This window comes from Nocardia salmonicida (assembly GCF_036142455.1).
In the GTDB taxonomy this organism is placed as follows: Bacteria; Actinomycetota; Actinomycetes; order Mycobacteriales; family Mycobacteriaceae; genus Nocardia; species Nocardia salmonicida.
Window position 1 is genome coordinate 2171092 of sequence record NZ_CP108014.1, and the last position, 13019, is coordinate 2184110.

Consider the following 13019-nt stretch of genomic DNA (forward strand, 5'->3'; position numbering starts at 1 on the left):
GACCTCATGACCAATCGTCCTGTGTTCCGTTCGGAAGGCGCATCGTCACCGAGCGTAGTGAATGTTATGTCAGAACGTCAGAAAGTGTTGTCGACCAATTCTCCCCGAATCTCGGGATGTGTCGATCTGGCGAGATGTGGTCACGCGGAATCGACTTGGTGTGACCGTAGAGACGCGCGGTTGACCGAAAAGATCGACTATCTTTCCGGCATCGGTCGTGCCGAGGCCCGCCTCCGTTTCGGAGATGCCGAGACCTTGTGCGGCGGTGTGCAGAATATGCTTTTCGTGCACTGCGGAGTCCTGGACCGCGAGACCATCGTCCGGCGATCGGAACTCGTGCTCGACGCCGAATCCGACGAGCCGGACCCAGGGTGTCTGTGGCTGTCGCTGCTGGCCCTGGTCTACGCCGACCGATGTGCGGAGGCCGCCGCGTACTGCACCCGGTGGCTGTCGGCCGAACGTGGCGAGATCTCGTTTCGGCTCTTCGAAGCACTCACGCTCATTCGCGCCAGAATCGACGCGCAGTCCGGCCGCCCCGCCGCGGCGATCGAGGCGATGGAACCGCTGCTGCGTCGCGGTGTGTCACCCGCGCTGCGCGGCATAGCGCTGGCCTGGCTCGTCGAGGCGCTGGTCCAGGTCGGCGATCTCGGCAGCGCGCGGTGTCTGTTCGAGGACCGGATGAGCGCGGTGGAAACGATGCCCGACCACGCCCACGTGCTCGCCGCCCGAGGCGCGCTGCACCGTGCCGAAGGGGACCTCGAGCGCAGCCTGGCGGACTACCTGGCCTGCGGAAAGGTGCTGACCGCACTCAATGTCGCCAATCCGGCGATCATTCCGTGGCGATCGCGCGCCGCGCTGGTGGCGGCCGCGCTCGGCCGCTGCGACCTCGCTGCGGCACTGGCCGACGACGAGCTCGCGGCGGCCCGGCGTTGGGGCTCACCGGGGGCGGTGGGGCGGGCCCTGCACGCGGTCGGCATGGCCCGGCGCAACGGTCGGTCGGTGGGCGCGCTCGAACGTGCCGTGGAGCTACTCGAACTCGCCGAAGCGCGCTACGAACTGATGGGCGCACTCTGTGATCTGGGGCAGTTACACGCGATCGAGGGTGACGCGCAGCGGTCGCGGTGGGCGGTCGCGGCGGCCACCGAGCTCGCGGCCGCCGCCGGTATCAGACCCGTACTGCAGCGCGCGGGCTCGGTGCTCGGCGCACTGGACAACCAGCATCGGGAGACCGGCTTGACCAGGCAGGAGCGCAAGATCGCCGGCCTTGCAGTGCGCGGGCTCAGCAACAAGGAAATCGCCGAGCAGTTGTTCCTCACGGTGCGAACCGTGGAGTTCCACCTGTCCAATGTGTACCGCAAACTCGGTATCGCGGGTCGGCGTCAACTGGCCGGGGTAATGAATGCGCGCGAGTGCGCGTGAGGTAGTTTCCGGTAGTCGAATTACTCGGACGGCAGTCGTGTTCCACGCGACTGCCGTCCTTTTGTGCGTGTGCCCTCGGTTCTGAACGCGTTGCCCCGGTGATGATCCTGTGGTTCCCCCGGGGAGAACCTACGGGTCGACCGTAGAGTCGTTCCGCAGCTCTTGAATCATCACCGAATCCTGTGCGAGATTTTCGGTGATCGGTGAGCAGCGTTGTCGCCGAATAATTCTCGAACTTCTTCGATACCGCTTCGGTATTCACGATATTCGGCGAGAGGAATCGACCATGTCTACCAATCCGTCCCGTGAGGAACTCGTCGAGCGTGCCACCAAGCTGGCGCCGCTATTGCGGTCGCGGGCCCGGTGGATCGACGAGAACCGCCGCCTGCCCGACGATGTCATCGAAGCGATCGAGGAATCCTCGCTGCTGAACATGCAGGTTCCCGCGCAGTACGGCGGGTACGAATCCAACACCCGCGATTTCGTGGACGTGCTCGCCGAGGTCGCCCGTGGCAACACCTCGGTGGCCTTCTGCCTGTCGATCTACGCCTCGCTCACCTGGATGTCGGCGCTGTGGCCCGACGCCGCACTCGATGAGGTCTTCGCGACACCGAACGTGCGGATCTCGGGCACCACCGCGCCCACCGGTACCGCGACGAAGGTCGACGGCGGTTGGGTACTGAACGGTACGTGGCGCTTCAACAGCGGTGTGCTGCACGCACACTGGAAGGTCACCGTGGCGCTGCCGACCGAGCCCGGCGCCGAGCCGGTGCCGATCTTCGCCCTGGTGCCGACGGCTGATCTGCGCATCGTCGACGACTGGTACACCTCCGGGCTGGAAGGCTCCGGCAGCGTCTCGACGATCGCCGAGAACGTCTTCGTGCCCGAGCATCGGGTGATCACCGGCGAGGACTTCTACCAGAATCGGTCCAAGTCGGCGGTGAACGTGCTCAAGCCGCAGTACGCGGCACCGGTGCTGGTGCCGGTCACCGCGATCCAGACCGGTCAGCTCGTCGGTGCGGCGCGGGCGGCGCTGGCGGCGTTCGTCGAACGGCTGCCCGGTCGGCCCATCACCTACACCGATTACCCCAGCCAGCTCGACGCCCCGGTCACCCATTTGCAGGTCGGCGAGGCGGCCTTGCTGATCGAGGACGCCGAGGCGCGGGCGCGGACCTACGCCGACGTGATCGATGCGAAGGCCGCGGCGAACGAGGCGTGGACCGAACAGGAACGGGTCTGGTCGCGGGTGCAGATCGGGTGGGTGGCCCACCAGGCCAAGCAGGCGGTGGAGATCCTGGCCCAAGCCAGTGGCGGTTCCTCGATCCAGCGCGACGTGCCGATCGCGCGGTTGCAGCGCGATATCCACGCGACCTCGCTGCACGCGATGATCACGCCCAGCGTGAACATCGAGCTGTACGGCCGTTCGCTGGTCGGCCTGCCGCCCAACACCGTCTACCTGTGACCGTGACGAAGCGACAGGGAGCAGCGACCATGCGCAAGGTACTCATCGCCAATCGGGGCGAGATCGCGGTCCGCGTCGTGCGCGCGTGCCGTGACGAAGGATTGGCCGCGGTCGCGGTCTACGCCGAACCCGATCGGGACGCACCCCATGTGCGGCTGGCGGACGAGGCGTACGCGCTGGGCGGGGACACGCCGGCGACGAGCTACCTCGACGCCGCGAAACTGCTGCGCGCGGCAGCCGCCGCCGGTGCGGACGCGGTGCACCCCGGCTACGGATTCCTCTCCGAGGACGCCGATTTCGCGCAGGCGGTGCTCGACGCCGGTCTCACCTGGATCGGCCCGCCGCCCGCGGCGATCCGTGCGCTCGGTGACAAGGTGTCGGCCCGGCGCATCGCCGAGGCGGTCGGCGCGCCACTCGTCCCGGGCACGCGGGATCCGATCGGCGGAGCGGCCGAGGCGGTCGACTTCGCCGACCGGCACGGACTGCCGATCGCGATCAAAGCCGCCCACGGTGGCGGCGGTCGCGGGTTGCGGGTGGTGCGGGAGCGCGCGGAGATCGCCGAGCTGTTCGACGCGGCCGTGCGCGAGGCCACCGCCGCCTTCGGGCGCGGGGAGTGCTTCGTGGAGCGCTACCTCGAGCAACCGCGTCACGTGGAAACCCAGTGCCTCGCTGATGTTTTCGGGCATGTGGTGGTGGTGTCCACGAGGGATTGCTCGTTGCAGCGCCGCCACCAGAAGCTGGTGGAGGAGGCACCCGCACCGTTCCTGACTGACACCCAACGCGACGAGCTGTACCGGGCGTCGAAGGCGATCCTGTCCCAGGCGGGGTACGTGGGTGCGGGCACCTGCGAATTCCTGATCGGGCGTGACGGGACGCTGTCGTTCCTGGAGGTGAACACCCGGCTGCAGGTCGAACATCCCGTGAGCGAAGAAGTGACCGGGATCGACCTGGTCCGGGAGATGTTCCGGATCGCCCGCGGTGAACCACTCGGCTACGACGACCCGCCCGCGCGCGGGCACGCGCTGGAGTTCCGCATCAACGCCGAGGACCCGGGGCGTGGATTCCTGCCCGCGCCGGGCACGGTGACGAAGTTCGCCGCGCCCTCGGGTCCGGGGGTGCGGGTCGACACCGGCGTGGAGCAGGGATCGGTGATCGGCCCGGCCTGGGACTCGTTGCTGGCCAAGGTGATCGTCACCGGCGCCGACCGCGATCAAGCGCTGGCACGGTCGCGCCGGGTCCTCGCCGAGCTCACCGTGGACGGCGTCGCGACGACGCTGCCGTTCCACCGCGCGGTACTCGACGACCCCGCCTTCACCGGCGCGCCGTTCACGGTGCACACCCGCTGGATCGAGACCGACTTCGACAATCGCATCGCCGCGCAGGACATCGCGGGGGAGACGACAGCCGAACCCCAGCGGGAGACGGTGGTCGTGGAGATCAGCGGCCGACGGGTCGAGGTCTCGCTGCCTGCCCCCGACCGCATCGGCATCGCGGCACCACGCCGCAGCGCTCGCACCGCACGCGGTGGACGCGGCGCTTCCGCCTCCGATGCGCTGGTCGCGCCGATGCAGGGCACTGTCGTGAAAATCGCTGTGACAGAAGGGCAATGGGTCGATTCCGGCGACCTCGTCGCCGTTCTCGAGGCCATGAAGATGGAACAGCCGCTCACCGCGCACCGGGCGGGCATCGTGCGCGAACTGACCGCCACCGTCGGCACGACGGTGAGCTCCGGCACCACAGTGTGCCGCCTCGACGACTCCGGAAGTCATGCGGCATGAACGGAATTCAGGAGGTAACCATGGACGCTGCCGTCATCGTGGCAGGCGCGGGACCGACCGGGCTGACACTGGCCGGGGAACTGCGGCTGGCGGGCGTCGACGTGATCGTCGTCGACCGGCTGCCCGCCCGCACCGGGGAATCGCGCGGCATCGGGTTGACCCTGCGCACCACCGAAGTGCTCGACCAGCGTGGACTGCTCGGCCGCTTCGGCGCGGTGGAGACCGGTTCGGCGGGGCATTTCGGCGGGATTTCGCTCGACCTCACGGTCCTCGGCGCACCGCTGGAAGCGCCACGCGTGGTGCCCCAGTCGACGACCGAAGCGGTGTTGGAGGGCTGGGCGCGTGAGCTGGGCGCCGACATCCGGCGCGGACACGAAGTCGTCGGGCTCGACAGCGACGCCGACGGCGTCACCGTGCATTTCGCGGAGCACGCGTCGTTGCGTGCCGGCTATCTCGTCGGCGCCGACGGTGGCCGCAGCGTGGTGCGCAAGGCCGCCGGGTTCGACTTCCCCGGTACCCCGGCCACCACCGAACTGCTGCTCGCCGATGTCCGCGGAGTGGAGATCGCGCCGCGGATGATCGGCCAGCAGGTATCCGGCGGCATGGTGATGAGTGCCCCGCTGCCCGGCGGCGCCTACCGGATCATCGTCGGCGAACGCGGCGCCGCACCCCGGCGTCGCACCGGCCCACCGGATTTCGCCGAGGTCGCCGATGTCTGGAAGCGGCTGACCGATGTCGACATCTCGCACGCGGAACCGGTCTGGGTGAGCGCCTTCGGTGACGCCGCGCGTCTGGTCACCGAGTACCGGCGGGGGCGGGTGCTGGTCGCGGGCGACGCGGCGCACGTGCACCTGCCCGCGGGCGGGCAGGGCATGAACACCGGCATCCAGGACGCGGTGAACCTCGGCTGGAAGCTCGCCGCGGTGAGCCGCGGCAGGGCACCGGTCACCCTGCTCGACACCTACCACGGGGAACGTCACCCGGTCGGGCAGCGGCTGCTGGCCAACACCAAGGCGCAGAGCTTGTTCATCCTCGGCGGCGAGGAGGTCGGGCCACTGCGTGAAGTGCTGCGCGAACTGGTCGCCTATCCGGAGGTGGAACGGCACCTCGCGGCCCGGGTCACCGGTCTCGACATCCGCTACGACGTGGGCGGCGGTTCCCATCCGCTACTGGGCGCGCGGTTGCCGCGGCGCAGGCTCGTGCGCGGCGCGCACGCCACCGACACCGCAGCACTGCTGCGGCCGGGTCGGGGCGTTCTGCTCGACCTCACCGACAACCCGGCGCTGCGCCGCCGGGCCCAGCCGTGGACCGACCGCATCGACGTGGTCACCGCGACCGCCACCGAACCCATCGACGCCGACGCGCGCACCACCGCGCTGCTGGTGCGGCCCGACGGCCATGTGGCCTGGGTCGCCCCCGGTACTCACGACGACCTGCCGACCGTCCTGGACCGCTGGTTCGGGCCGGCCCGATGAACATCCGAGAGAAGGGGAAGTCAATGTTCAGCACACTGATCGTGGCCCGCATGGACCTCGCGTCCGCAGGCGATGTCGCCGGACTGTTCCGGGAATTCGACACCACCGAGGTGCCGCACCGGATGGGCACGCGCCGCCGCCAGCTCTTCCACTACCGCGGCCTGTACTTCCACCTGCAGGACTTCGACGAGGACAACGGTGGCGAACGGATCGAGGACGCCAAGACCGACGACCGCTTCGTGCGGATCAGTCAGGATCTCAAGCCGTTCATCGAAGCCTACGACCCGAAGACCTGGCGCTCACCCGCGGACGCGATGGCGCACCGCTTCTACGACTGGAACGCGCGATGAGCGGCCCGGAACGCCGGGTGGTGATCACCGGCGTCGGCGTCTGTGCTCCCGGCGGGGTGGGAACGAAGAGCTTCTGGGACCTGATCTCCAACGGCCGCACCGCGACCGGACGGATCTCGCTGTTCGATCCGGCGCCGTTCCGGTCCCAGGTGGCCGCCGAGATCGACTTCGACCCCGAATTACACGGCCTGACCCCGCAGGAGATCCGGCGGATGGACCGGGCGGCGCAGCTGGCGGTGGTCAGTGCCCGCGAGGCGGTCGCCGACAGCGGGCTCGAGTTCGACGATATCGACCCGTTCCGGACCGGTGTCACCATCGGCAGTGCGGTGGGCGCCACGATGGGCCTCGATGAGGAGTACCGCACCGTCAGTGATGGTGGGCGGCTGGAACTGGTCGATCACAACTACGCGGTGCCGCACCTCTACAACTACTTCGTCCCGAGTTCGTTCGCGACCGAAGTAGCCTGGGCGGTCGGCGCGCAGGGACCGTCGACCGTGGTGTCCACCGGGTGCACCTCCGGTCTGGACGCGGTCGGCTACGCCGCGGAGGTGCTGCGCGAAGGCGGCGCGGACGTGATGATCGCGGGCGCTACCGATGCCCCGATCAGCCCGATCACGGTGGCCTGCTTCGACGCGATCAAGGCGACCACCCCGCGCAACGACGATCCCGCGCACGCTTCGCGGCCTTTCGACGCCAGCCGCAACGGTTTCGTCCTCGGCGAGGGCGCGGCGGTGTTCGTGCTCGAGGAACTGGAGAGCGCGCGCAAACGCGGCGCGACGATCTACGCCGAGCTGGCCGGACACGCCACCCGTTCCAATGCCTTCCACATGACCGGACTGCGCCCGGACGGCAAGGAGATGGCCGAGGCGATCCGCACCGCACTCGGCCAGGCACGGATCGACGGCACCGAGATCGACTACATCAACGCGCACGGTTCCGGCACCAAACAGAACGACCGGCACGAGACCGCCGCGGTCAAGCGCGTTCTCGGCGATCACGCGTACCGCACGCCGATGAGCTCGATCAAGTCGATGGTCGGGCATTCGCTCGGCGCGATCGGGTCGATCGAGATCGCGGCGTCGGTGCTGGCGTTGGTCAACAACGTGGTGCCGCCCACGGCGAACCTGCACAATCCCGACCCCGAATGCGATCTGGACTACGTGCCGTTGACCGCGCGCGACCACAAGGTCGACGTGGTGCTGTCGGTGGGCAGCGGGTTCGGTGGGTTCCAGAGCGCGGTCGTGCTCGCCGATCCTTTCCGGAGCCGACGATGACCGCCGCGGTGGTGACCGGGCTCGGCGTCGCCGCGCCGACCGGTCTCGGGCTGGAAGAATACTGGCGCACCACGCTGGCCGGGCGCACCGGGATCCGCCGGGTCACCCGGTTCGACCCCGCGTCCTATCCCGCGCAATTGGCCGGGGAGATCACCGGATTCGAGGCCGAGGAGCACCTGCCGGGCAGACTGTTGCCACAGACCGACCGGATGACGCGGCTGGCTCTGGTGAGCGCGGACTGGGCCTTCGCCGACGCCGGAGTGCGACCCGACGAGCTGCCCGACTACGCCGCGGGCGTGATCACCGCCAGCAGTTCGGGTGGCTTCGAGTTCGGGCAGAACGAACTTCGCGCACTGTGGAGCAAGGGTGGCGAGTACGTGAGCGCCTACCAGTCCTTCGCCTGGTTCTACGCGGTCAACAGCGGACAGATCTCCATCCGCAACGGGCTGCGCGGGCCGAGCAGCGTGGTGGTCAGCGACCAGGCCGGTGGGCTGGACGCGGTTGCCCAGGCGCGCAGGCAGATTCGGCGCGGAACCACGCTGGTGGTGACCGGCGCGATCGACGCCTCGATCTGCCCGTGGGGCTGGGTGGCACAGCTGGCGGGCGGTGGACTGAGCACCGTCACCGACCCGGACCGCGCCTACCTGCCGTTCGACGCGCACGCCGACGGCTACGTCCCGGGTGAGGGTGGCGCGCTGCTGGTCCTCGAGGACGCCGAGCACGCCAGACGCCGCGATGCGCCTCAGATCTACGGCGAGATCGCCGGGCACGCGGCGACCGTCGACCCGCGTCCCGACGGGCCTGGCGAGCCGGGACTGCGCAGGGCGATCGAACTCGCCCTCGGCGACGCGGGGGTGACTCCCGCCGACATCGACGTCGTCTTCGCCGATGCCGCCGGCATCGCCGAACTCGACCGGATCGAGGTCGACGCCTTGGTCGCGGTGTTCGGTGCGCGTGGCGTGCCGGTGACAGCACCGAAAACCATGACCGGACGGCTCTATTCGGGCGCGGCACCGCTGGACCTGGCCGCCGCCTTCCTGTCCATCCGCGACGGGGTGATCCCGCCGACCATCGGCACCGATCTCGCCGCGGACTACCAGCTCGACCTGGTCACCGAGGTCAGGCCCGCACCCGTGCGGACCGCGCTCGTACTCGCCCGCGGTGCGGGCGGGTTCAACTCCGCCATGGTCGTGCGCGGCCCCGAACACCTTCGCCCCTGAGGAAAGGAAAGCCCGTGTCGACATCGTTCACACTCGACGATCTGCGCCGCATCCTACGAGAAGGCAGCGGCGACAGCCCCGGCCTCGACGGCGAATTCGCCGACATCGAATTCGAAGACCTCGGCTACGAGTCGCTGGCGCTGCTCGAGACCACCGGCCGGATCAAGCGCGAATTCGGCGTCACCCTCGACGACGACGCCGTCGTCGCCGTGACCACGCCACGCGCGCTGGTCGACCTGGTCAACGAACAGCTGCTCGAAGCGCCCCAGCCCAGCTGAGCGCGAAACCGATTGCCCGACAGGAGAACAGATATGACCAACGACGACAAGGTGGCTCTGGTCACCGGCGCCACCAGCGGCATCGGCCTCGCCTCGGTCCGTCAACTGGCCGGACAGGGACACCGGGTGTTCCTGTGCGCACGAAACAAGGAAGCCGTCGCCGACACCGTCGCGCACTTGCGGGGCGAGGGCTTCGACGTGGACGGCACCACCGCCGATGTCCGTGCGGCCGAGGACATCTCGGCGTTCGTACGGGCCGCGGTCGACCGGTACGGCCCGGTGGACGTGTTGGTCAACAACGCGGGCCGCTCCGGCGGCGGCGTCACCGCCGACCTCACCGAGGAACTGTGGTCCGACGTGATCGCGACCAACCTCAACAGCGTGTTCCTGGCCAGTCGCGAGGTGCTCACCACCGGCGGCATGCGAGAAAAACAGCGCGGCCGCATCATCAACATCGCCTCGACGGCGGGCAAGCAGGGTGTGGTGCTCGGGGCACCGTACTCGGCGTCCAAGCACGGCGTCGTCGGGTTCACCAAGGCGCTCGGCAACGAGCTGGCCCCGACCGGGATCACGGTCAACGCCGTGTGCCCCGGCTACGTGGAAACACCGATGGCGCAACGGGTTCGGTCCGGCTACGCCGCGGCCTACGACACCACCGAGGACGCGATCCTCACCAAGTTCCAGGCCAAGATCCCGCTCGGCCGCTACTCCACCCCCGAAGAGGTGGCCGGCTTGGTCGGCTACCTGGCGTCCGATCTGGCCGCCTCCATCACCGCGCAGGCGCTCAACGTCTGCGGCGGACTCGGCAACTTCTGATTCCGGCCGACGAGCAACCAGGAGACTTCCATGACGACGCAGACCACCCGCGAGGTCGAGCACACGATCACCGTGGCGGCCCCGCCGACCGAGGTGTACCGCCTTCTGGCCGAGGTGGAGAACTGGCCCCGGCTGTTCCCGCCCTCGGTGTATGTGACCCGCCTCGAACACGAGGGCAACGAGGAACGCATCCAGATCTGGGCCACCGCCAACGGTGAACCCAAGACCTGGATCTCGCGCCGCGTGCTCGATCCCGAGCAGCTGCGGATCACCTTCTGGCAGGAGGTATCCGCGCCCCCGGTGGCCCAGATGAGCGGCACCTGGATCATCGAACCGCGCGAGGACGGCGGGACCGAGCTGCGGCTGCTGCACTCCTACCGAGCCATCGACGACGATCCCGACGGGCTGGCGTGGATCGAGAAGGCGGTCGACGACAACAGCCGTGCGGAACTGCCCGGTCTCAAGGCCGCGGTGGAGTCGGTGGTGCGCACCGCCGATCTGACCCTGTCGTTCGTCGACTCGGTCGAGATCGCCGGTGCGGCAAGCGATGTCTACGACTTCGTGAACGAGGCGAACCTGTGGACCGAGCGCCTGCCGCACGTGGCCTCGGTGCAGCTCACCGAGAACACCCCCGGTGTGCAGGTGCTGCGCATGGACACCCTGACCAAGGACGGATCGAGTCACACCACCGAGTCGGTCCGGGTCTGCTTCCCGCAGCACCGGATCGCCTACAAGCAGACCACCCTGCCCGCTCTGATGGCCCTGCACACCGGCTACTGGGAGTTCCGGACCAACCCCGACGGCTCGACCACCGCGTCCTCGCAGCACACGGTGATCATCGAGGCGTCGCGGATCACCGAGATCCTCGGCCCCGACGCCGGGGTGCCCGAGGCTCGGACCTTCCTGCGCGAGGCACTCGGGGGCAACAGCCGGGCCACGCTGAACCACGCCAAGAACTATGCCGAAGCCCGTCGATGACACCGACGTCCTGATCGTCGGCGCGGGGCCGGTCGGGTTGCTGCTCGCGGGCGATCTGGCCGGGCAGGGCGTCCGCGTGACGGTGGTGGAACAGCGGATCACCCCCACCACCGAATCGCGGGCCTCCACCCTGCACGCCCGCACCATGGACGTGCTCGCCGAGCGGGGCGTGCTCGATCGGCTCGGGCCGCTGCCCGACGGCGGACCGGGACACTTCGGCGGACTGCGCCTGGATCTGACCGAAGCCGATCCGGCCCACCGGTTCTCGGGCCAGTGGAAGTGCCCGCAGGTCCGGCTGGAAGCGGTGCTGCAGGAACGAGCACTCGAGGCGGGCGCGGTGCTCCGGCGTGGGCACCGCGCCACCACCCTGACCGCGCAGGCGGGCGCTGTGCTGATCGAGACCGTCACCCCGGACGGCGAACGGCACACCCACCGGGGCGCCTACCTCGTCGGTTGCGATGGGGAACGCAGCACCGTGCGCGAGCTGGCCGGATTCGAGCTGGCGGGTCCCGAGGCCGGGCGGGAGATGCTGCGAGCCGACGTGGCCGGAATCGATATCCCGGCCCGTCGTTTCGAACGACTCCCGCACGGGCTGGCGGTGTCCTCGCGCTGGCCCGACGGCAGCACCAGGGTGATGGTGCACGTCTACGGCGCCGCACCCCGCGCCGGGGGCGGGGAACCGGAGTTCGCCGAGATCACCGACGCCTGGGAACAGGTGACCGGCGAGTCGATCGAACACGGAACACCGCTGTGGCGCAACGCGTTCGACGACACCAGTCAGCAGGTCACCCGGTACCGGCACGGCCGGGTCCTGCTCGCCGGCGACGCGGCCCATCGGCAGATGCCGGTGGGCGGCCAAGCTCTCAACCTCGGCTTGCAGGACGCCGCCGACCTGTCGGGCCGGTTGATCGCCACGATCACCGGCACCGCCGCCGAGGCCGAACTCGACGGCTATCACCGCACCCGCCACGCCGTCGGCGCCCGCACCCTGACCAATATTCGCGCCCAGACCTTGCTGCTGCTGGGCGGACCGGAGGTCGAACCCGCCCGGCAGCTGTTCGCCGAGCTCCTGCGGCTCGACGATGTCCGATCCCATCTCGCCCGCATGATCAGCGGCCTGCCAGGTCCCGGCGACCCGGCGCCCGCACCACCCGATTCCAAGGAGACACCGATGAGCCTCACGAACAAGACCGCCCTGGTCACCGGATCCAGCCGCGGCATCGGCCGCGCGACCGCCCGCCAGCTCGCCGCCAAGGGCGCGCTCGTGGCCGTGCACTACGCGGACAACGAGGCCGCCGCCCGCGAGACCGTCGAGGTCATCGAGAACGACGGCGGCCGTGCGTTTCCCGTGCGGGCCGAGCTCGGCACGACAGGTGGCGTCCACGAGCTGTTCCTCGGTCTCGAACAGGGACTCAAGGAACGGACGGGGCAGACCACGCTCGACATCCTGGTCAACAACGCCGGTGTCACCACCCCGGCAGGCGTGGCCCCCGAGGACGTGACACCCGAGGACTTCGACCGGCTGTTCGCGGTCAATGTCCGTGCGCCGTTCTTCATCGTGCAGCGCGCTCTCGGCCTGCTGCCCGAGGGCGGGCGCATCATCAACATCTCCTCCGGACTCACCCGATTCGCCAGCCCGGACCAGGTGGCCTACTCGATGACCAAGGGTGCGGTGGAGCAGATCACGCTGCACTTCGCCCGACACCTGGCACCGCGCGGGATCACCGTCAACAGTGTCGCGCCCGGCATCACCAACAACGGCAGCGCCGTGTTCGACATCCCGGAGGCGGTCGAGCAGATGGCGCAGTTCTCGGCGTTCAAACGCGTCGGCGAGGCGGTCGACGTCGCCGATGTCGTCACCTTCCTCGCCACCGACGAAGCCCGCTGGATCACCGGCGCGTTCATCGACGCCACCGGCGGGACGCTACTCGGCTGACAGCACGGCCGCCGCCGAACCACATCAGGAGAT

11 protein-coding genes are annotated in these 13019 nt (G+C 69.3%); all 11 read left to right on the plus strand.

The features are described 5' to 3' along the window. Positions 1 to 180: 180 nt before the first annotated feature. The gene (locus tag OHS03_RS10295) at positions 181 to 1419 is read left to right on the plus strand and encodes a helix-turn-helix transcriptional regulator (protein ID WP_328662520.1); all 1239 of its coding nucleotides are present in this window, start codon (positions 181 to 183) and stop codon (positions 1417 to 1419) included. Positions 1420 to 1705: 286 nt separating this feature from the next. Beyond that, complete coding sequence (locus OHS03_RS10300; RefSeq protein ID WP_328662521.1) at positions 1706 to 2881, plus strand: acyl-CoA dehydrogenase family protein; 1176 nt, start codon at positions 1706 to 1708, stop codon at positions 2879 to 2881. 29 nt (positions 2882 to 2910) lie between these two features. Further along, entirely contained in the window at positions 2911 to 4659 is a 1749-nt protein-coding gene (locus tag OHS03_RS10305; RefSeq protein WP_328664164.1) for an acetyl/propionyl/methylcrotonyl-CoA carboxylase subunit alpha, read from the plus strand. Between the two features lie 20 nt (positions 4660 to 4679). Beyond that, entirely contained in the window at positions 4680 to 6134 is a 1455-nt protein-coding gene (locus tag OHS03_RS10310) for an FAD-dependent monooxygenase (RefSeq protein ID WP_328662522.1), read from the plus strand. Between the two features lie 23 nt (positions 6135 to 6157). Continuing rightward, on the plus strand, positions 6158 to 6484 hold the full coding sequence (locus OHS03_RS10315) for a TcmI family type II polyketide cyclase (RefSeq protein WP_056819517.1): 327 nt from the start codon (positions 6158 to 6160) through the stop codon (positions 6482 to 6484). Further along, a complete protein-coding gene (locus OHS03_RS10320) occupies positions 6481 to 7758 on the plus strand; it encodes a beta-ketoacyl-[acyl-carrier-protein] synthase family protein (protein WP_328662523.1) in 1278 nt (425 codons plus the stop codon). Before OHS03_RS10315 ends, OHS03_RS10320 begins: the two co-directional genes overlap by 4 nt. Further along, positions 7755 to 8978 carry a ketosynthase chain-length factor gene (locus OHS03_RS10325; RefSeq protein WP_328662524.1) on the plus strand — a complete coding sequence of 408 codons (1224 nt, stop codon included), beginning with the start codon at positions 7755 to 7757 and terminating at the stop codon, positions 8976 to 8978. Before OHS03_RS10320 ends, OHS03_RS10325 begins: the two co-directional genes overlap by 4 nt. 14 nt (positions 8979 to 8992) lie before the next feature. Then, on the plus strand, positions 8993 to 9256 hold the full coding sequence (locus OHS03_RS10330) for an acyl carrier protein (protein WP_056819520.1): 264 nt from the start codon (positions 8993 to 8995) through the stop codon (positions 9254 to 9256). Positions 9257 to 9289: 33 nt separating this feature from the next. After that, on the plus strand, positions 9290 to 10072 hold the full coding sequence (fabG, locus tag OHS03_RS10335) for a 3-oxoacyl-ACP reductase FabG (protein WP_301907172.1): 783 nt from the start codon (positions 9290 to 9292) through the stop codon (positions 10070 to 10072). A gap of 30 nt (positions 10073 to 10102) precedes the next feature. Further along, on the plus strand, positions 10103 to 11050 hold the full coding sequence (locus OHS03_RS10340) for an aromatase/cyclase (protein ID WP_328662525.1): 948 nt from the start codon (positions 10103 to 10105) through the stop codon (positions 11048 to 11050). Further along, positions 11031 to 12986 (plus strand): SDR family oxidoreductase, encoded by a 1956-nt coding sequence (locus tag OHS03_RS10345; RefSeq protein ID WP_328662526.1) that lies wholly within the window; start codon positions 11031 to 11033, stop codon positions 12984 to 12986. Before OHS03_RS10340 ends, OHS03_RS10345 begins: the two co-directional genes overlap by 20 nt. Positions 12987 to 13019: the final 33 nt, after the last annotated feature.